Source organism: Paenibacillus tyrphae (assembly GCF_000722545.1).
Classification (GTDB): Bacteria; Bacillota; Bacilli; order Paenibacillales; family NBRC-103111; genus Paenibacillus_G; species Paenibacillus_G tyrfis.
The window spans coordinates 273,685-294,294 of the sequence record NZ_JNVM01000017.1; the positions used below are offsets into that span (position 1 = coordinate 273,685).

The 20,610-nt window shown below is 53.3% G+C and carries 14 protein-coding genes; 6 read left to right on the plus strand and 8 right to left on the minus strand.

The window, feature by feature from the left end; genetic code table 11:
• Positions 1–4 precede the first annotated feature (4 nt).
• Entirely contained in the window at positions 5–898 is an 894-nt protein-coding gene (locus ET33_RS21635; protein ID WP_036686505.1) for an AraC family transcriptional regulator, read from the minus strand.
• Positions 899–1,031: 133 nt separating this feature from the next.
• Between ET33_RS21635 and ET33_RS21640 the strand changes: the two genes are divergently transcribed.
• Entirely contained in the window at positions 1,032–1,796 is a 765-nt protein-coding gene (locus ET33_RS21640; RefSeq protein WP_036686507.1) for a phytanoyl-CoA dioxygenase family protein, read from the plus strand.
• Between the two features lie 313 nt (positions 1,797–2,109).
• Here ET33_RS21640 and ET33_RS21645 read toward each other — a convergent pair whose 3' ends face one another.
• From ET33_RS21645 to ET33_RS21660, 4 genes are all read right to left on the minus strand, one after another.
• Positions 2,110–2,451: a DUF1801 domain-containing protein gene (locus ET33_RS21645; RefSeq protein WP_036686509.1), complete on the minus strand. Its 342-nt coding sequence runs from the start codon at positions 2,449–2,451 to the stop codon at positions 2,110–2,112.
• Between the two features lie 14 nt (positions 2,452–2,465).
• On the minus strand, positions 2,466–2,867 hold the full coding sequence (locus ET33_RS21650; protein WP_036686511.1) for a VOC family protein: 402 nt from the start codon (positions 2,865–2,867) through the stop codon (positions 2,466–2,468).
• 137 nt (positions 2,868–3,004) lie between these two features.
• Positions 3,005–4,285 (minus strand): RNA polymerase sigma factor, encoded by a 1,281-nt coding sequence (locus ET33_RS21655; protein ID WP_036686513.1) that lies wholly within the window; start codon positions 4,283–4,285, stop codon positions 3,005–3,007.
• Positions 4,282–4,713, minus strand: coding sequence for a YciI family protein (locus ET33_RS21660; RefSeq protein WP_036686516.1), 432 nt, complete (start codon positions 4,711–4,713; stop codon positions 4,282–4,284). The genes ET33_RS21655 and ET33_RS21660 overlap by 4 nt, the downstream gene beginning before the upstream one ends.
• Positions 4,714–5,063: 350 nt before the next feature.
• Between ET33_RS21660 and ET33_RS36565 the strand changes: the two genes are divergently transcribed.
• Positions 5,064–6,707 carry a glycoside hydrolase family 19 protein gene (locus ET33_RS36565; RefSeq protein ID WP_051775499.1) on the plus strand — a complete coding sequence of 548 codons (1,644 nt, stop codon included), beginning with the start codon at positions 5,064–5,066 and terminating at the stop codon, positions 6,705–6,707.
• Between the two features lie 120 nt (positions 6,708–6,827).
• On the opposite strand, the gene ET33_RS21670 is transcribed toward ET33_RS36565, so the two are convergent.
• Positions 6,828–8,621, minus strand: coding sequence for a helix-turn-helix transcriptional regulator (locus tag ET33_RS21670; protein WP_036686517.1), 1,794 nt, complete (start codon positions 8,619–8,621; stop codon positions 6,828–6,830).
• A 301-nt stretch (positions 8,622–8,922) separates the two neighbouring features.
• Here ET33_RS21670 and ET33_RS21675 point away from each other — a divergent pair, with 301 nt between their 5' ends.
• Positions 8,923–10,092 carry a serine hydrolase domain-containing protein gene (locus ET33_RS21675; protein WP_036686519.1) on the plus strand — a complete coding sequence of 390 codons (1,170 nt, stop codon included), beginning with the start codon at positions 8,923–8,925 and terminating at the stop codon, positions 10,090–10,092.
• A gap of 60 nt (positions 10,093–10,152) precedes the next feature.
• Here the strand turns inward: ET33_RS21675 and ET33_RS38535 are convergent, their stop codons facing one another.
• Both ET33_RS38535 and ET33_RS21685 read right to left on the minus strand, forming a co-directional pair.
• On the minus strand, positions 10,153–14,544 hold the full coding sequence (locus ET33_RS38535) for a fibronectin type III domain-containing protein (protein WP_051775500.1): 4,392 nt from the start codon (positions 14,542–14,544) through the stop codon (positions 10,153–10,155).
• An 84-nt stretch (positions 14,545–14,628) separates the two neighbouring features.
• The gene (locus ET33_RS21685; RefSeq protein WP_036686521.1) at positions 14,629–15,201 is read right to left on the minus strand and encodes a TetR/AcrR family transcriptional regulator; all 573 of its coding nucleotides are present in this window, start codon (positions 15,199–15,201) and stop codon (positions 14,629–14,631) included.
• A 146-nt stretch (positions 15,202–15,347) separates the two neighbouring features.
• Here ET33_RS21685 and ET33_RS21690 point away from each other — a divergent pair, with 146 nt between their 5' ends.
• The 3 genes from ET33_RS21690 (at position 15,348) to ET33_RS21700 (ending at position 20,576) form a co-directional block, all read left to right on the plus strand.
• Entirely contained in the window at positions 15,348–16,460 is a 1,113-nt protein-coding gene (locus ET33_RS21690) for an alpha/beta fold hydrolase (protein ID WP_036686523.1), read from the plus strand.
• Between the two features lie 115 nt (positions 16,461–16,575).
• Complete coding sequence (locus tag ET33_RS21695) at positions 16,576–19,728, plus strand: hybrid sensor histidine kinase/response regulator (protein WP_167336442.1); 3,153 nt, start codon at positions 16,576–16,578, stop codon at positions 19,726–19,728.
• 35 nt (positions 19,729–19,763) lie between these two features.
• Positions 19,764–20,576 (plus strand): MerR family transcriptional regulator, encoded by an 813-nt coding sequence (locus ET33_RS21700; protein ID WP_036686525.1) that lies wholly within the window; start codon positions 19,764–19,766, stop codon positions 20,574–20,576.
• Positions 20,577–20,610 lie beyond the last annotated feature (34 nt).

Below are 20,610 nucleotides of genomic sequence, written 5' to 3' on the forward strand. Positions count from 1 at the left end.
GCCATCATTCCGAAATCTTCTTTTCATGCATGGCCTCCCGGTATTGGCCGGGGGGCATTCCCATTTTCCGGGAAAAAGACCTTGTGAAGTAATGAATGCTCGAAAATCCGGATTTCTCGGCAATTTCAATCAAGGATAAATCGGTGTGCATCAATAAATACACGGCGCGGCGAATTTTTTCTTGTTGAACGAAGTTTATATAGCTCATCCCGAGCTCTTGTTGAAACAACCGGGACAAATGGCGGCTGGAGAGATGAAGATAAGCGGCCACTTCCGACAACGTCATCGAATGCGAAAGATTGTCTTTCACGAACCGGATCGCCCGATTCAACGCGTAGGCGGCTGGCTTATAACCGGAAGTGCCGAGGCCCGCAGACGGAGCTTCAGCTTGAAAGGCAGAGCAGAAAGAGAATAATAGCGACAGAGCAGCGCTCTTTACGTAGTGCTCTGTGATGGGGACCAGTTCTTGCAAATGCTTCAGAAGCGCGGTCCAGATTAGCGTCGTGGGATTCGCATATGCATCGTAGATCAAAATACGATCGGCAACCGCAAGCTGCCTAAAGTGCCGGACAATGGCAGGGTCCGTGTTCTCTTCGTCGACTTCGAAAGCGACGTACAGGAGAAACATCCCTTTCTTACTGCGAATTTGGTGGCGGATGCCAGGCCGCGATAAAAATAACGTCTCCTTGCGCAGCGGAAAGAGATCGTCACCGTCCATGTACATTCCCTCTCCTTCCCGGACGTAGCAGATTTCAAAAAAGGAATGCTGGTGCACGGGATTGTCAAAATGAGCGGGATCGATTCCCCAATAATGGATGGTGAAGGAGGCGGATGGGCTCTGGAGACGCGGGACGATTTCGTTTAAATAGGCTTGAATTTTATGTGGATGATCGAACATGATCCGGCTCCCCCTTGGCATGGATGTCCGAAAAGTGCAATGACTTGACTGATTTGATCAAATACAATCAGCCGGTTTCTCTCTACAATAACATCATGGATAGCGATCCATCAATTTGGGGGAGGCTGACAGAATGATTACCCAGGAGCAAGTTGATTTTTATCATGAAAACGGATATTTGTTGGTGAAAGGCGTATTCAACAGCGAGGAAGTAGAAGCGATGCGAATCGCAACGGATGCGATTATCGACCGCGCGGCCAAATCGAAGTTCGATCGAAGCGACACGTGGCAAGGCGATTATTTGCCTCCGGAGCAGTTGAAAAAACTAGTATTAAAGGGCTTCCACGATGTGCATTACCATGACGCGGTATTTACCCGGGCGCTGTGCCATCCTAACATAGCGGCCGTGCTATCCCGATTGATTGGCCCAAATGTGCAAGTCCACCATTCGAAAATGCTGGTCAAGCCCCCGGAAAAAGGCGCAGCGTTCCCGATGCACCAGGATTACCCGTATTTCCCGCATGCGAATCATTCGATGATCGCGGCAAGTATCCACCTGGACGATTCCGATATGGAGAACGGTTGTCTGTGCGTCATTCCTGGAACGCATAAAAACGGCCCGATGCCGCACGTAGGGGCCCACTATCTGAACCATAAAGAGTATCCGATCTCGTCGGGTACGCCTTGCCCGGCGAGCGCGGGCGATGTTCTGTTCTTCAATTACTTGACGATTCACGGCTCCGACGTCAATCGAAGCGCACGGCCGAGAAGAAACGTGCTGGTCCAATACCGCGATCCCGAGGATTTGCCGACGGAAGAAGTTCACGTGAACTGGGGGCAGGGGCTTATGGTTTGCGGTCATAATCCGATATTCAAGGAATATAAAGGGGCTCACTAGGTTAGTTTTTGCAAGCAAAGCAAGGGGCTGTCTATCTGGACAGCCTCGGATTGTTGAAAAGGTGGGCTTTTACAAAAATAGAGATACATACGGAGGTGGGGTATCTACTGGAGGAGCGATAGCGTTCGCCTTTGTCTGCGGGAAATACCCGCTACTAAGCGGCTTCTAATAAAAATTTCCTGCAGACAAGAGCGACCGGAAGTAGATACCCCACCCCCTCGTACACCTCTATTACCTCATTTGACCACTTTCTCAACAAGCTCGGCCTGTCCATCTGGACAGTCTATTGGCTCGACGCCTGCAACGGATTCGGCTACAGAGAAGCGGAAGCTTGACCTAACAGCGACGCTACTTGATCGTAATCCGCCGCTTGACCGCTGCGGAGCTTGATCGTTTTTCTCTCGGGAGGGCCGTCGAACTGGCCTTCGGGAAATTCAAGCCCGCCGGGATTAAAAATCGTAAAGCTGACCGCATCCTTCGACGTCGAGATCACGGCAGCGTACTTACCATTTTTCAAGAAGTGAGGCTTCTTGTATTGGATACGCTCTTGAACGTCCGGTATCGTTTGAAGGATCATCTCGCGGAGACGTGTAGACATTTCCGCCTGCCACGGTTCTTTGATCGCGTTGATAAATTCGATAACTTCCTGACTCATCCTATTTCCCTCCTTTATTGTCCCTGCTTCACAATCTGCCAAGTGATTCCGAACTTGTCAACGACCTCGCCGTAATATGCGCCCCAAGGCTGCAAAGTGAACGGATATTTGTCCGTGCCGCCCTTTCCTAAATTGGCGTAGGCTTCCCGCGCTTCGCCCTCATCGCCGAACGATAGCGCCATCGCGATTCCGCCATTCGTGCTTACCGGTCCGAAGGAATCGGACATAAACAAGACATTCCCTCCGGCCACCGTCATCGCCATGTACATCACTTTATCCTTATGTTCCTCCGGTGTACCGGGGATTTCGCCGAAGGTGATCGTGGATTGAATCTCCCCGCCAAGGGCCTGCAAATAAAGTTCGGCTTGCGCTCTGGCATCCTCTGAAGAAATGAATGGGGTTAGGTTAGCTTTCACATGCAACATCCTTCCAGTGATTGGTTGTGCCGGGATTCAAAATGGAACGTTGAAAACCGGCCTTTATTCATACGACGATCGGGATTCGACGAAATCGACACGATCGCAAAATATTTTTTAAAAAGGCATTTTCATCTCTATAGACGGCCTTCTTCCTCCGTGGCCGCAATGCAATCGGAGGCGCGCCCCAGAAGCAGTGCCTGCTCGCGTGCGTTATGGGTCAGCGATGCGGCATGCTTGAACTCCTCGCACGCTTCCTTGAACCGGCCCAGCTTGAACAAGAAATCGCCGCGGACGCTCGGCAGAAGGTGGTAGCCTTTCAACGACGGCTCCGATGCCAGCGCATCGACAATCTCCAGCCCCACCTCCGGGCCAAACGCCATCGCGAGCGAAACGGCGCGATTCAGCTCGACGACGGGGGAGGGCGCAACCTGCGACAGCGCTTCGTACAGCGCCGAGATACGCACCCAATCGGTCTCCTCCGGCGTACGGGCCCGCGCATGACACGCCGCAATCGAGGCTTGCAGCGCGTACGGGCCGAGCATTCCCCCGATCCGTTCGGCGCGCTGTAAGGCGGCGAGACCGCGGCGAATCAGAAGATGATCCCACAGCGCCCGGTTTTGATCCATGAGCAGGATCGGCTCTCCTGTAGGGCTTACCCGCGTCTTAAACCGCGAAGACTGAATTTCCATAAGCGCGACCAGACCGTGAATCTCCGACTCTCCCGGGACGATTTCCGCGAGGATACGTCCGAGACGCAGCGCCTCCTTGCAGAGCACCGGGCGAATCCAGTTCTCCCCGGAAGTCGCGGAATAGCCCTCGTTGAACATGAGATAAATGACCTCGTACACCGACTGAAGACGGGCTTTAAGCTCGGTCCCCTGAGGCACCTCAAAGGGTACGCGCGCGGCCGCAAGGGTTCTCTTAGCCCGGACGATCCGCTGGGCGACGGTTGGCTCGGGAATGAAGAACGCGTGCGCGATTTCTACGGTGGTCAGTCCTCCCAACAGCCGCAGCGTGAGTGCCACGCGCGCCTCGGACGAAAGCACCGGATGGCAGGTCGTGAAGATCAAGCGCAATAGATCGTCGCTGACATCGCCGTCTATAGCCGCCGCATCGAAATCGTCTTCGTGCCGGGACTCCATCTCGCGGCCCAGCTCCTCGTACTTGCGTCCGAGCAATTGCTTCCTGCGCAGCCAATCCAGCGCCCGGCGCTTCGCGGTCGTCATGAGCCAAGCCCCCGGGTTGTCCGGTATTCCCGTTTCTGGCCACTTTTCAAGCGCGACGACGAGCGCATCCTGTGCCAGGTCCTCGGCCACCCCAACATCCCGCACCATTCGTGCGAGGCCCGCGATGATTTTGGCCGATTCGATTCTCCAAATGGCATCGATCGTGCGATGGGTCGAGGACGGCTTCACGATCTCTCCGGCTTCCCTTGCTCCCGGATTATGGCATGTAAAGCCAAGGAATCCGGGTCCTGCGTCAATTCCGTCGTCTCGATCACCTGACGCAGCTCAATGACACCCTCGCCATTGCCGTGCGGATCCGGCATACGCATCGCCCATTCAATCGCCTCTTCCCTCGATTTCACCTCGATGAGCGTAAATCCGGCGATCAGCTCCTTCGACTCGGTGAACGGCCCGTCCACGACCTTGGGCTTGCCGCCGGGCTCCGGGTACGAAATACGGATCCCGTTCGAACTGCCGTGAAGACCTTCCGCAGCCAACAGCACGCCGGCCTTCACCAATTCCTCGTTATACTTCATCATCGCGTCAACGAGCTCCTGGCTGGGCATGACACCTGCTTCGGAGTCTTGCGTAGCCTTTACAATCATCATGAATCTCATGGATTATTCTCCTCCTTTTTTAGCTCAGGGACGTGATTAGACCTCCCGAATTTAGCCTCTATTTACACGACGAACGAATCTCGACCAAATCGACACTTCCCCAAAAAAATATTTTCAAAGAAGGTCGAATGTACCTCCACGAACTCCCTATATAAGATTTACTAAAGCAAACTACATTTTGATTCTATCAAATCATCGCTGGAAGTGTGAAGGGCTGTCGCGCTTGTCAACGAAGCTCCTATACTTAAGGGAATCTCTAAAATAAATAGTAAATTATATCTATATATAATAGTTTTTGGATTCAATATACTAGAAAGTGAAATTAATCCAATCGTAATAGGAGGTTAATTATGAAACCTAAGTTCACCCGCAAGAAAGCGGTGCGAGCAAGCGTCGCCGCACTGTCCGCCCTGTTGGCGCTCGCACCTTTGGAACCGGTTACAACTATCGTTTCCGCCAATGCCGGACAGCAAGCGGCCTTAGCCGCCTCGCCTTGGGTCGCCACCCAAGTGTACGTGTCCGGCAATGAGGTCAGCTATAACGGGAAGATCTACCGTGCCAAATGGTGGACGCAGGGCGACACGCCGGGCACGGGCGATCCGTCAAGCTCGCCGTGGCAGCTGGTTGGTTCGGACACGGGCGGCGGCAACGATTCTATCCCGCCGACGGCTCCGACGAATCTTGCATCGACGGGGCAAACCGCAGACATGATCACGCTGACTTGGACTGCGGCTACGGACAACATCGCTGTGGCCGGCTACGATATTTACCGCAACGGGACGAAGGTCGGCTCCTCGGCCAACGCTTCCACGCTGACCTATACTGATACAGGGCTGCAGCAGGATACCGAATATACGTATTACGTTGCTGCGAGGGATGGCGCCAACAACACGACGGCAAGCACGAGCATCAAAGTAAAGACGTCGCTGGGCGGTCTGAACGTCGGTCAAAGCCGCGTCCTGACCGATTCGCAAATTGCGTCGATCTGGGGCGGCATCGATCCGCAATATTCACCGTCCAATGCCGTTGCCGCCGTGCAGAGCGCGTTGCCGCAAGCAGAGTACGAAGCGCTGTTCCCGATCCGCATCGGCTCGCCGGAGTGGCATACGTTCGCCGCTTCCAAGCCGTATTACAAGCCGGGGCAAGGAGACTATTATTCGTACAACAACTTGATTGCCGCCGTATCCGAGGTGGCGAATATCAAGTACAAGCTCGAATACCGGCAGGGAGCGACTTGGAACCATCGTATATTCCGGCTGGACAAGGCGGCGAAGACGGAAACGCTCATCTATCAAAATGCCGATTTCAACGCTTCGTGGAACTTGACGGTGCCGATCGTCTCCAAAACCGTCGATTTCGGTTCGTTCCTCAAAGAAGGCTCTGCCGTGAACCGCAAGCGCGAGATGGCAGCCTTCCTCGCCAATATTGCGCATGAAACGGGCGGAGGCTGGGCGACGGCGCCCGGCGGCGAGCTTCGTTGGGGCTTGTTCTGGAACGAGGAAGTGGACTACATCAACAGCACCAACATCGGCTATGTGCAGACCCATGCCGATTACCCGCCGGTTGCCGGCAAATCGTATCATGGACGCGGGCCGATCCAGTTGAGCTGGAACTACAACTACGGCTTGTTCAGCGGCATCATCTACGGGAATAAAAACACGCTGCTCCAGCAGCCGGAGCACATCACAAGCGATGGCAAATTGGGCTTTATGACCGCCATCCTGTTCTGGATGACCCCGCAGCCGCCGAAGCCATCGGCCCACGACGTCATGGTCGGCAATTGGACGCCTTCGGCGGAGGAAACTGCCAAAGGGCTAACCCCGCCGGGGTTCGGGATTACGATCATGATCATCAACGGCAATCTGGAGGGCAATAAAGACGAAACCGACAACCGGATCGGCCGCCGGGTCGGTCATTATCGCGACATTACGACAAAAATGGGCGTCGATATTACGGGCGAGAAGCTGAGCACGCTCGGCATGAGTCCGTTCTAGCGCGCTCCCCTCTGCACAAGAGGCCAGCCTACACCCGAGTGTATTATTAAAAGAGCCGTCGCTATTGCGACGGCTTCCGCTCTTCTACAGACCCTTCCCTCCATTATCAGGAACGGGTGTTTATACGATACTCTCCACTCGCGCTAATTCAATTGCTTCTTCACGGTTGCTGACACCGAGCTTCGAATAGAGCGTCGAGCAATAGTTGCGTACCGTCCCCTCCGATAAGAATAGCTTGGCGGCGATGGACTTGTAGCGCAGTCCGTTCGACAGATGCTGTAAAATCTCCATCTCCCGTTTTGTAAGCCCGTACGGATAATTTTCTTGCCGCGGGCTGTACTTCTCCAACTGCTCGCGCTGACGCTTCATCTCCTCGAATACTCGCGTGGCGATCGACTGATCGATCCACGTTCCTCCGCTATAGATGAGCTTCAAGGCTTCGGTCATCTCTCGCGGATGAATCGACTTCAGCATATAGCCTTCCGCCCCGTGCTCCAGTGCGGTCGCTGCCTGTATGGAATCCTCAAACGTCGTCATGAGCACAACCTTCATGTCAGGCCAGCGTTGTTTCATCTCTAGCAAGGCTTCAAGTCCGTTCATCCCCTGCATCCGAATATCCATAAGCACGATATCCGGCCAGGATCGCTCGCAATGTTCCAATGCCTCATGCCCATCCCCTGCCGTACCGACGACGATAAAATCAGCATGCTGCTCTAAAATAAGCTGCAAGCTGTCGGCAATGATCGCCTGATCGTCAACAATCAGCAGGCGGATATGGCCATGCAGAGGCTCTGCCTGCAAAGGAATATTACATATGACGACGGTCCCTTGTCCTAATTGTGAATGAACGGACAGCGTGCCATGAAGTTGATCAAGCCGTTCCTTTATCCCATTTAGACCGAATCCGAGCCGGATGGATTCCGTGCCGATGCCGTTATCTTCGATTTGTAACCGGAGTTGGTGACTATCGAAATGCAGTTGAACGGATACCGCGCTCGCTTGACCGTGACGAACCGCGTTGGTGAGCGATTCTTGCAGGCAGCGATATAAACAAAAGTTCATTTTCTGCATCATAAGAGCCTCGTTGCCGATCACGCGGAAGCTGACCGTTACCCCTGTAGACTTCATAAATTCTTCGGTTAATTGCAGCAACGATTCGCTTAACGAATGGCTCAACGGACCATGAGAGAGCTGGTGCAGATGGTTTCGGATATCATTCAGACTGCGCTGTGCGATGCCGACAAGGGAATCGATCCGTTCGATCTGTATAGCGGGTACGGATGAGCGGAGTGATTCAACGCCGACGATCAGCGAGGTTAGCGCATGGCCAATCGTGTCATGCAGCTCGTGTGACAGCCGATGGCGCTCCTCCATCAGCGTAAGCTCCTCGATTTGTGTAATGTGCCGCTCCAGCAGTTGCTTCTGCTCTTGAATGATTTGGGCCTGCTTATGGGACTGAATTAATATGCTAAACGCGAAGCCGATGGCGAAACCAAAGCTGCAGCTAAACATAGACTCGTATGGGAGACGATCAGCGAGCCAACTGTTCAAAGCCGGAAAAACGAGGCCGCAAGGGATACCCGTCCACACGTACGTTCGCCGACTGCTGGCCAAGCCGATCATCATCGCGAATAAAACGAAAGACCACAACAGCCCCGGCGCTGCATACGCCAAATACAAATGGAAAAATCCGGCGGATAGAACTTCGACTGCCAGATACCAGCTTCTTTTCCGATATCGGACAATTGGCGGAATGACATAAACGAAGAGAGCAAGCATCCATACAATCCATAACGGTACAACGATCAGTGACGGGTTGATGAAACCGGAGATGACGATAATGGCGAGCCAAGCGGTCCGTACAGCAAGAACCACCCAATCATACCAAAACCATTTTTTTAGTATGGATAACACGGATCATGTACACCTGCTTGCTTTTTATAAGTAAGAATAGTTCCGGAAGATTCAGACCTATCATGCACCATATCTTCCCGACTCGTCAAGCGATAATAGAGGGGAGGGAACGTTTAGAATGTGGCCGTAGCAAGCACGTCACATGCGACAGTTGACAGTTTGTCATACGGTAAATGTGACAGGACCAAGTACGATGTCATTAGAAGCTTGGCGGTTTCATCACTGTTCAATTTAACAACCTCGGAGATAAGGTCAGGGGGTGAAGCAACACAACATTCCAAAATAATAGGAGCGATGCGTTATGAAATCATTCATCATTCAAAAAGGGACCGCACTTACATTAACAGCCATATTGGCGGGTACGCTGGTCTTCCCTGCTTATGGATCTGTAAACGCGGTACAGACTGAAGGCGCGGTACAAGTGAACACAGAGAAGGAAAAGAAAAGCAAGCATCGGGATGAAGTCGAACGCGTCATGGATGAGGTGGTAACCACCAAAGGAGTCCCAAGTGTCATAGCTGGCGGGCTACAGGACGGGAAACGCTGGTCTTATGCTACAGGTACAGCCAGTTACGAAGTACCACGCCCGGTGGAGTCCGATTTTTCATTCCGTATTGGAAGCATCACAAAGACGTTCACCGCCTCCGTTATATTGCAGTTGGCTGACGAGAAAAAATTGAATCTGGATGATTCGGTCGAAAAATGGCTGCCGGGGGTCATAAAAGGTGACGGGTATGACGGCAACAAAATTACGATTCGTCAGTTATTGAATCATACAAGTGGGCTTGCTAGCTATACAGATTTGGATTTCCGAGATATTACTTTGCCTCAAAATCCGTACCGTTACTATTCCGTCGATGACCTTATCAGCATGGGACTTTCAAAGCCGCCTGTATTTGCGCCAGGGAAGGGCTGGAACTATTCCAACATGAATACTGTATTAGCCGGTCAAATTATTCAGAAGGTAACAGGAGAAACGTATGCGGAGCAGATCAGGAAACGGTTCATCATACCGCTTGGAATGACAGGAACATTTGTGATGGGAAATAGTCACGAAATTCCGGGTAAGCATGCCACAGGATATAATATGGACAGATCGGGTCATTTGTATGATTTAACAGAAATGAATCAATCATGGGCAAATGCAGCCGGAGATATAGTCTCAACAGTTGATGATTTGACTACCTTCTTCAGTGCGCTGTTGGGCGGGAAGCTTCTGACTCAAGAGATGATGGGCCAGATGCACACAACAGTAGATGGACCTATGGGTAAAGTCGGACTAGGGATTTATGAATTTAAAACAGCGGACGGGCAATCCTACTGGGGGCATGCCGGCGGTACTTTCGGATATGAATCGAGAGCCTACGGATCCCTAGACGGGAAGCATATTGTGGTAACGAGCATCAACTCGGTAGGCCCGGAAGTGGCGCCGGCTCACGATAAAATAATCAATAAGGAATTTGGCCGTTAAGTTTAAAGCCGACATCGCGTTTATTTGAGGACGCGATGTCGGCTTCTTGCAGCTGTAAACTTATGAAATCAGATCGGACTTCTGTAGAAGCCGTTGCACAATAACCGCAACTTCCGCTCTTGTGATGAAGGCTTTCGGAGCCAGCTCCGTGCCGCTTCGTCCCGAAAGGAGCCCGGATTGCAAGGCGTCAGAAATTCCGCTCTTCGCCCAATCTGATACCGTCCCCGCATCGGCGAAGGAGTTCAGCAGCGGCTGCGCCGTTGGGGAAGTTTTCGCGCCAAGCCCTGTAATGGTCATCGCTCTTGCCATGATGGTCATCGCTTGTTCGCGAGTAATCTTCTCATTCGGGCGGAAGGTGCCGTCTTCGAAGCCGCTGATCAGGTTGTACGCATATGCCGTCCCAACCGCACCGGCGAACCAATCCTTCCGTTCAACGTCGGAGAAAGACTGTCCCCCTTCTTTTGCTTTTAATCCTAATCCGCGAATCAGAATAGCCGCAAACTCCGCACGCGTAATATCTTGATCGGGATGGAATGCGCCTTGACCGACGCCGCTCACGACCAGACGCGATCCCATGTCGTTCACGGCTTGCTGGGCCCAATGCCGCTCAACGTCTTTAAACGCAAGCGGATGCCATATGACGGAATAGACGCTATTCGTCAGACTGTTGATCTTGGCATAATACTTGCCGTTCGACAGCACGACCTTCGTCGGCACATGGCGCAGCGTGCCATCTGTCTCTATCGCGACTCCTGTCGTGATTTTGTTAGGGTCGACGCCGTCCGGAATGGCCATGGTGCGTTCGACATAAGCTTGGAACTCGGTCACTTCCACGGTTTTATCCTTATAAATAGCTCTTACCGTAAAATCAAGCGGCGGGACGACAATCGCAATCGTTCCTTCAGGCGCTGGAACCGGCGTTTTAGGTACGGCAATTTCGATCTGAACCTTAATATCTTGCAGTGCAGCCGATCCACCTACCTGATTGGAAATCGATTGGATGCTGATCTGACGAGCCGGCAAACGATAAGCCGCTCGATCCGTTTTGATCTCCAATACCGCTTGCTGCGCTTCCATGCCGCTCACCATCTGCCCGTTAAGCTCAGCGATGACGACATCGGATGCGGTATTTACCGGTATCGTCACCACCGCGGATTTGCCTTCCTTGGCGAGCCTCTCTTCGAGCTTATTCCGGTCAAGCGTGACAGTCGTTACTTTCCGCGAATCGACTGTCGTTACTTTTACCGTGCCTGCATTTACCGATTGTCCGTTTACAAGAACGACGGCACCCGTTTTATCGGATTCCGATGCTGCCGAAGGCCCCGACGGAGAAGACGTACTTCCGGAGGTCGGCGTATTGTCGCTGCTGCCGCTATCGGAAGAGCCTTCCGGCCTTACCGCGTTGGAAACGTCAGAAGCGGTACCGCTGCCGATACTGTTGGTCGCAATTACCGTAAACGTATAGGTTACGCCATTCGTTAAGCCGGTCACCGTGATCGGGCTGCCCGTGCCCGTTGCCGTTCTGCCTCCCGGACTAGCCACGACGGTATAGCTTACGATTGGACTGCCTCCATGGCTGGCTGGCGGAGTAAAGGTCACGGTCGCTTCCCCGTTGCCCGCAACGGCTTTTACGTTCGTCGGTATGCCCGGCACGGTCGCAGACGCGGTCGGCGTCACACCATTGGATGGAACCGAAGGGACCGAGCTTCCTACACCGTTGATGGCAACCACGGTGAACGTATACGCCGTGCCATACGTTAAGCCCGTCACCGTAATCGGACTGCCTGTACCGCTGGCCGTCAAGCCTCCCGGGCTCGAAGTCACGGTATAGCCCGTAATGACGCTGCCTCCGTTGCTGGCAGGCGGAGTGAAGGTCACGGTCGCCTGCGATTGCCCCCGCTCTACCACTGCCGTCACGGCCGTCGGCGCGCCAGGTACCGCAGCAGGCGCTGTCGATGCCGTAGGCGTTACGCTGTTCGATGGCAGCGAAGCTGTAGAATTCCCCACGCCGTTCGTTGCAACGACAGTGAACGTATACGCCGTGCCATACGTTAAGCCCGTCACCGTGATCGGACTGCCCGTACCGCTAGCCGTCAAGCCTCCCGGGCTCGAAGTTACGGTATAGCCCGTAATGGGACTGCCTCCATTGCTGACAGGCGCCGTAAACTTGATGGTTGCTTGCGATTCGCCATTCGCTACCTCTGCTGTTACATGGGTCGGCGCGCCAGGCGCGGTCGATGCCGTAGGCGTTACGCTGTTCGATGGCAGCGAAGCTGTAGAATTCCCCAAATCGTTCGTCGCAACGACGGTGAACGTATACGCCGTGCCGTACGTTAAGCCCGTCACTGTGATCGGACTGTCTGTGCCGCTTGCCGTCAACCCTCCCGGGCTCGAAGTCACGATATAGCCGGTAATGGTGCTGCCTCCGTCGCTAACAGGCGCCGTAAACTTGATGGTCGCTTGCGTTTCGCCATTCGCTACCTCCGCCGTTACATTCGTCGGTACGCCCGGAGGAGTGTTCTCGCCTTCCAGCTTTTGCACCCGATGATTGCTGGAATCGGCCACGTAGACATTACCGCTGCTATCCACCGCTACGCCTAACGGACTGTAAAACTCACCTAAGCCGCCTCCTGTCCCTCCGCCTCTTCTCTTCCACTCGCTCCACTTTCCTGTAGCTGCCGTCAGCTTCTGGATGCGATGGTTATTGGAATCAGCCACATAGACATTCCCGTCGCCGTTTACCGCCAAGTGATACGGTTCAGCAAACTCTCCGAGGCCGTTTCCCTCGCCGCCGCCGCTCTTCTTCCACTCGCTCCATACCCCTGTAGCTACCATCAGCTTCTGGATGCGATGATTTTTCATATCCGCCACATAGACGTTCCCGTTGCGGTCCACCGCCACACCGGTAGGATAATTAAACTCGCCCAAGGAGCTTCCGGGCTTTCCATCGCTCTTCTTCCACTCGCTCCATTTGCCCGTAGCCGCCGTCAGCTTCTGGATACGGTTATTGTCGGAATCGGCCACATAGACGTTACCGTCGCCGTCTACCGCCACACCGCTAGGATAGTTAAACTCTCCGGGGCCGCTTCCCGCCCCTCCGCCGCTCTTCTTCCACTCACTCCATACGCCTGTCGCTACCGTCAGCTTCTGAACACGGTGGTTATAAAAATCGGAAACATAGACATTCCCGCTGCCGTCCACGGCCACATCGGTCGGACCGTCGAACTCACCCAAGCCGCTTCCGAACTGTCCGTTGCCCTTCCCCCACTCGCTCCATACGCTTGTCGATACATCCAGCTTCTCGATGCGATGGTTGCCGAAATCAGCCACGTAGGCGTTGCCTTTGCTATCCACCGCCACACCGTTCGGATACTTGAACTCACCCGGGCCTTTGCCAATCACCCCTCCAATGTAGATCCACTCACTCCATGAATTGGATGAAATGTCTAACTTCTGGACACGCTCATTATTGGAATCGGCCACGTAGACATTCCCGCTATCGTCTACCGCCACGCCTTTGGGATTATTGAACTCGCCCAGAGCGCTTCCCGCCCCTCCAGCGCTGCGCTTCCACTCGCTCCACACGCCTGTAGCTACCGTCAGTTTTTGGATCCGATGGTTACCCGCATCGGCCACGTAGATATTGCCGCTATGATCGATAGCCACTTTGGAGGGAGAAGAAAACTGTCCAGGGCCGGTTCCTGCCCCTCCGCCGCACTCGCTCCATACGCCTGTAGCTGCCGTCAGCTTCTGGATGCGGTGGTTGCCCGTATCAGCCACGTAGATATTATCGCCGCCGTCTACCGACACGCGGGCCGGACCGTTAAATTCCCCAAGGCCGCTTCCCGATCCTCCCCCGTTCTTCTTCCATTCGCTCCATACGCCTGTAGCTGCCGTCAACTTCTGGATGCGATGGTTACCCGTATCGGCCACGTAGACATTCCCGCTGCTATCTACCGCCACGCCGCTCGGATTTTTAAACTCGCCCAAGCCGCTTCCCGATCTTCCATCGCTGCGCTTCCACTCACTCCACACCCCGGTGGCTGCCGTCAGCTTCTGGACACGGTCGTTCCCCGTATCGGCCACATAGACGTTCCCGCTGCGGTCTAACGCCACACTTGTTGGATTGGCAAACTCGCCCAAGCGGGTTCCAAATGCTCCATAGCCCTTTCCCCATTCACTCCACATGCCTGTAGCTGCGGTCAGCTTCTGGATACGATTGTTACTCGTATCGGCTACATACAAATTCCCGCTGCTATCTACCGTCAAGCCGCTCGGTTTCGAGAAGGCTCCGACAATATCGTTGCTTCCACGCCCTATTTTGGCGTATTGACTCCATTGTTCCACCGCATGCACAGGATAAGTAAATAAGGTTACAGAGACCATCATGATTGCAATGCCCCATACCCACAACTTCCCTGCAAACGAGTTGAAATACCCCCGATTCGTCACTTGTCCTTTCCTCCTCCGAAGCTTACCTCATATGTATAACCCCCTTGCATCGTATCAGACGCTTCTCTCAAAATTCTCACAAGCTCACCATCCATGACTCCGCCGAACCTGATCAAAAATAAACCGCTGCATGCTGTCGGCCAAAGCTACGGCGCTCGCATCCTTGCCGTTTTGTAAGGTCCATTGAAGCAGCGCCATGGCATTGGCCGCGTACAGCTTCGCCAGATAGTCGATCGAAACGGCGAGCTCAGCCGGTTCCTTTTCCAGATAAGCGCGGCACGCATTGTATAAAATCACCTCGAATTCCACGCGCAAATCCGCTGCGGACACGTGTACGTTCAGCAGTGCGGCAATCTCCGTTTTATGGACTGCCGCTTGATCTATCATCGTTTCAATGACTTCCCCCACATTGCCTTGCTTCATGGATTCAAAGCGCCGCGCAATTTCCCTCTCGAACGTGTCGGCATGCTTCTTCACCAGCTTTTCCAGCAGGTCGTACTTATCGAGAAAGTGACTGTAAAAAGTCGATTTGCTGGTCAGCGAACGGGTACAAATGTCCTTTATCGTAATTTGATTGAAATCTTTTTCGTGCAGCAATTGGATGAATGCTTCGGAAATGCTTTTTTTGGTTTTATACACTCGAACGTCTTCTTCCATCTCGTCCATTCCTTTCTGAAAGTCGCTTTTCGAACCATAGGTATGCGCATCGTCCGATTTCGTACTTCTTGAACTTTTTTGCTTATGGTTAGACCGGGCCGAGCCCTCTACTATAAGGTTTGTAACCCAATCAAGGAGGGATAACGATGTTTAAATCCTATGTTGACAACGAGCAATTCAATTTGCAAATCAACCGTTTCTTGAATGACTTCTATCAGGAAGACGAACGAGCTAATCAGGATTTGCAAGGGATCATCCCGAGATTAAAGGATGCGGAGAGCTGGTATGAAGCCTGGCTGGATTACGCGGTCATGCGGGAAGAGCGGCAGGATTACGATCTCGCTTCCGTTTATTATCAGGCTGCCGAATTTTATGTGACTCCGTCCGATCCGAACAAAGAGAAGATGTATCATAAGTACCGCGAGACGTTCTACAAAGGCTTTCGCAATTTCGACTATGAATCCTATCAGATCCCCTATGAGGATTCGTATCTTCCTGCGGTGAAATTAGTTACGCCGGGTGCCCGGAAAACCTTGCTCGTCTTCGCCGGCTACGATGCCTACATGGAAGAAATTCTCAAGATGATGAACTTCTTAAGAGGGATCGATTATCATATTATTGTCTTCGACGGACCCGGACAAGGCACGGCGCTCAAAAACGGCTTGAAATTCATTCCGAATTGGGAAAAACCGGTAGCCGCCGTCATCGACTATTTCAAGCTTGACCGTGTCAGCGTACTGGGAGCCTCGTGGGGCGGTTATTTTGCGATGCGCGCGGCCGCTTTTGAGAAACGGATTGATAAAGTGATCGCCTTCAACATTTTCTACTGCGGTCTCGATGCGCTGAAAATGAGAATGCCGGACGATGTCTGGAACAAGCTATCCTCCCTGTTGGCTGCCAATGATGCCGATCAGATCAATGACATGTTCTACAGCATGATGGCGTCGAATATCGATCTAAACTGGAAAATCACAAAAGGCATGGAAAATACGGGCGAGACCACCCCGTTCGGTTTGCTCAAAAATTTCGAGAAGCATACGATGGCCGGACTCGGCCCGTTGATCAACCAAGATGTATTGCTGCTGGCCGGGGAGGAGGATCAGTACGTTCCGATCGGCCGTCTGCCGCAAATCCAGCAAGAGCTGTGCAATGCGGCGTCCATCACGACAAAGGTCTTTACCAGAGAAACCGGCGGCGAGCAGCACTGCCAGGCCGGCCATCGTCATCTGGCTTTTAACGAAATGAAAAAGTTTCTGTAAGCCCAGCTTCGTCTATTCTCCAACAGGTTAGGAATCCTACTCCTAACCTGTTTTTATTATCATAGCTGCAAGTTAAACGAAAGGAATAAGCCCTAGTTCCGTCGAACTTCTTCGTATGATGCGAATGAAAAATCACACCACGCTTAAGTATATAGCGACCATTATATTATTTCTCGGCATTCTCCTCGGCCTGCGCTGGATTTGGACCGAAATTTTCTCCACCTTGGAGCACCCCCAGGCCGTCCATGGCGTGCTTGATTTGCGCGGTGTGGACTTGGATCGATCCCCTACCATCTCCTTGGATGGCGAGTGGCAGTTCTACCCTGACAAATTGGCATTTCACCGGGACATAGCGTTGACGGCAAACGAATCTCGCCCGATTCAAGTTCCGGGAGACTGGAGCAGCGTGCTGGCGAATGGCTCGGATCACTCGTATGGGTACGGAACGTATCGGCTGCGCATTCTGGTCGACCCGCTGAAGCAGCCTGTCGCTTTTTGGTTGCGGGGCATACAGGCCTCATCCGGTGTGGAAATCAACGAGCAGGTTAATCCCAATATCGGAAAGCCTGCCGAACATGCGAATGAGTATACGCCCGAAAACGTCTCCTACACGGCCTCCTACGAAACACTGGGGGCTACAGAGCTTGAATTGCTTATCCGGGTGGCGAATTTCGACGACCCTTATAACGGCGGGATCCTGCGCCCCATTTACTTTGGCTCCCAAGCAGCGATCGACTATGCACGCTGGTATTCCATCGGGTTTCAACTGGTTACGTTTATCATCCTGATGCTTCACGGGATGTATGCCTTTATCCTTTATACGTTTAACCCGCAGGAACGGACGTTGGTCATTGTCTTTCTGTTGACGCTGGCAACCGGAATTGCCATTACGACCGGTCATGATAACCTGCTTTTGCTATGGCTGCCGATCAACTATACATGGGCGCTGAAAATCCGACTGATCGCCCTCCTATGGCATTCGTATTTCATGCTTCTACTCTTTCGAAGGTTCTCTTCGGCTCCTCCGAAGAGTGTCGGCTTGCGGGTACTCAGCGCGGTGCTCCTTGCTTATACGGGATTCCTGTTCGCTGCCAATGCGGCATGGGTGAATGGATCGGTTGACTTGGGGATATTTGCTTGCTTCTACTTGCTCCCCTTCACTTGGTTTGCCTATACGGCAGGAACTATGCTCTTCGGGAAAAAAGCCGTCAACGACGGCGTCTTTTTAGTGATGTCCGCAGTCGGTATTATGTCGAGCTTTCTCTGGAGTCTGCGGAGCTCCTATACACCCGTTTATTATCCGATCGATATTATTGCGGCGATTATCGGCTTTTCGGCCTACTGGTTTAAACAATATTTCCGCAACGCCGGGGAAAACGCCGCACTCAACGATCAATTAAGGAAGGCCGACAAGCTGAAGGATCAGTTTCTTGCCAATACATCGCACGAGCTGAGAACGCCGCTGCACGGCATTATCAATATCGCGCAGAGCGTGGTGACCAAAGAGAAAGCGAAGCTGAACGAGCGCAGCCTGAAAGACATGGAGCTGCTGATCACCATCAGCCGCCGCATGTCGCATATGCTTGGCGATCTTCTCGATGTCGCACGGCTCCAGGAACACCGCATCGCGCTGCAGCAAGAGCCGCTGCACATTCAATCCGTCGTTCCCGGCGTCATCGGCATGCTTCAATTCATGCTTGAGGGCAAGCCTGTACGGCTGCATATGGACATTGCGGAATCAATGCCGCCGGTCATGGCCGATGAGAAAAGACTCGTACAAATTTTATACAATCTGGTGCATAACGCCCTCAAATACACGGAGGAAGGAACCATTTCCGTGTCCGCCGAGACCCGGGAAGGGCACGCCGTGATCCATATTTCCGACACCGGGGTCGGCATGGACAAGGAGACCCAGGCGAGGGTGTTTCTCCCTTATGAACAAGGATCTTATGGTATAAGCGACGGGCGGGGCATCGGACTTGGGTTAAGCATATGCAAGCAGTTGGTCGAATTGCACGGCGGTTCGTTGACCGTCCGCTCCGAGCTTGGGAAGGGCTCGGTGTTCAGCTTTAACCTGCCGTTAGCTAACGTATCGCATCTCCCATCGCTGCCGCAAAATCCGCTTCTGCCTCAACATATCGCGAACGGCTTGAAAGAAGTGCGTGCCGGGGCGATGGCCTCGGATGACGCCCTCGGCAAAATGGCTGCTTCCGTGCTTGTCCCGCCGCTTGGGGATGACGTGAAGGCGCACATTTTGGCCGTGGATGACGATCCCGTCAACTTGAATGTGCTTGTCGGCATCCTTTCGTCGGAGCCGTATCATGTCACGACCGCTCATTCCGCCCGCGAGGTGCTGGAGCTGCTGGGTACACAGCCATGGGATCTGCTGATTGCCGATGTCATGATGCCGCAGATGTCCGGCTACGAGTTGACGCAGAAGGTAAGGGAGCAGTACTCCTTATCCGAGCTTCCGGTGCTGCTGCTGACCGCACGCAGTCAGCCTGCCGACATCTATACCGGATTCAAGTCGGGAGCCAACGATTATGTGACCAAGCCGGTCGACGCGTTGGAGCTGCAATACCGGATCAGGGCGTTAATCACGCTGAAGCAATCCATCCAAGAACGGTTACGTATGGAAGCCGCCTATCTGCAGGCACAAATTCATCCTCATTTTCTGTTCAATACGCTGAATTCCATTATGGCGCTGAGTGAGATCGACACGGCAAAAATGCGCCAGCTCGGCGATGCGTTTGCATCCTTTTTGCGGATCAGCTTTGATTTTCTCAATACGGGAAAGCTTGTAGAGCTGTCTTACGAGCTGGAGCTTGTGGAAGCCTATCTGTTTGTTGAACAAGAGCGGTTCGGCAGCAGGCTGTCGGTCTTGTGGGAGGTTGATCCCGGCATCGACTTGCTTCTTCCTCCGCTTTCGATCCAGCCGCTGGTCGAAAATGCCGTCAAGCACGGTCTTCTCAGTCAACACAAAGGCGGGACGCTTCGTATCCGGATTGCCCGACAGGAGGGGGGCATCCATATCGAAGTCGCGGATGACGGCAAGGGCATGGAGCCGGACAAGGTCAAGCAGCTATTGAATCCGGCGGCACAAAGAAAACGCGGAATCGGACTTTCCAATACGAACCGGCGCCTGACGCAATTGTACGGTCAAGGCTTGTCCATTCGCAGCAAGCCGAACGAAGGAACCGCCGTGTCCTTTGTCATTCCGGACAATAGGAACAAAGGTCTTGACCTTGCCCCTGCGGTAATCTTGTAGGATGGAATCAGACCGATGCGAAAGGAGAATCCGCCATGCTTACCGTTGGGCAATTGGCGCGCATTTTTAACGTATCCGCCAAAACGCTTAGGCACTATGACGCCGTCGGCTTGTTCACGCCCGTCAAGGTCGGCGAGGAAAATCAATATCGCTTCTATTCGCCCGAGCAACTGCCCGAGCTGCGCCGAATTTTGTTTCTGCGCTCCATGGGGCTCGGCATCGAGATCATTCGCGAGCTCAAACGAAACGGGACGCTGGGGGATGCCGAAAAGCTGAAGCCGATCCTCTTGGAGCACGCAGGCAGCATTCGTGACGAAATTGGACGCCAACAAAAGCTTCTGGCTGCGATTCAGCACATGGTCGATTATATTTCCATTACAGGAGGAACGAACATGGAACCGAAGCTGGTGAAGAAAGCCGCTTTTACCGTTGTCGGGATGGAGTGGAACAACAAAAGCAGCGAAGGCGGCATTCCCCAATTGTGGGACCGATTTGTACCGCGGGAGGATGAGATTCAGGAAAAATTGCAGCCGGACGTCTCGTATGGCGTCTGCATCCCCGGCTCGAACGGAGATCTCTCGTATATTGCCGGCTTTGAGACGACGGGAGAGCACATCCCGAACGGCATGATTACATTCACGGTGCCGGAACAGACCTACGCCGTGTTTACTCACACCGGCAGTCTGCGCCGTCTCGGAGAGACGATGGAATTAATTTACAGAAAATGGTTGCCCCTGCATAGTCTGGAGCCGTCGCAAGGCATGGACCTCGAAGTATACGACGAACGGTTTACCGAGCCGGAAGATGAACGAACCCAAATCGATTTGTACATCCCGGTGAAGCCTTAAGCTCTCTGCCCATCAAACAGCGGCATGGGCCGCA

Excerpts from the sequence above, each read along its gene's own strand:
- ET33_RS21685 (WP_036686521.1), bottom strand. The coding sequence starts at position 15,201 with ATGGAAGAAGACGTTCGAGTGTATAAAACCAAAAAAAGCATTTCCGAA.
- ET33_RS21690 (WP_036686523.1), top strand. The coding sequence starts at position 15,348 with ATGTTTAAATCCTATGTTGACAACGAGCAATTCAATTTGCAAATCAAC.
- ET33_RS36565 (WP_051775499.1), top strand. The coding sequence starts at position 5,064 with ATGAAACCTAAGTTCACCCGCAAGAAAGCGGTGCGAGCAAGCGTCGCC.
- ET33_RS21675 (WP_036686519.1), top strand. The coding sequence starts at position 8,923 with ATGAAATCATTCATCATTCAAAAAGGGACCGCACTTACATTAACAGCC.
- ET33_RS21700 (WP_036686525.1), top strand. The coding sequence starts at position 19,764 with ATGCTTACCGTTGGGCAATTGGCGCGCATTTTTAACGTATCCGCCAAA.
- ET33_RS21635 (WP_036686505.1), bottom strand. The coding sequence starts at position 898 with ATGTTCGATCATCCACATAAAATTCAAGCCTATTTAAACGAAATCGTC.
- ET33_RS21640 (WP_036686507.1), top strand. The coding sequence starts at position 1,032 with ATGATTACCCAGGAGCAAGTTGATTTTTATCATGAAAACGGATATTTG.
- ET33_RS21645 (WP_036686509.1), bottom strand. The coding sequence starts at position 2,451 with ATGAGTCAGGAAGTTATCGAATTTATCAACGCGATCAAAGAACCGTGG.
- ET33_RS21695 (WP_167336442.1), top strand. The coding sequence starts at position 16,576 with ATGATGCGAATGAAAAATCACACCACGCTTAAGTATATAGCGACCATT.
- ET33_RS21660 (WP_036686516.1), bottom strand. The coding sequence starts at position 4,713 with ATGAGATTCATGATGATTGTAAAGGCTACGCAAGACTCCGAAGCAGGT.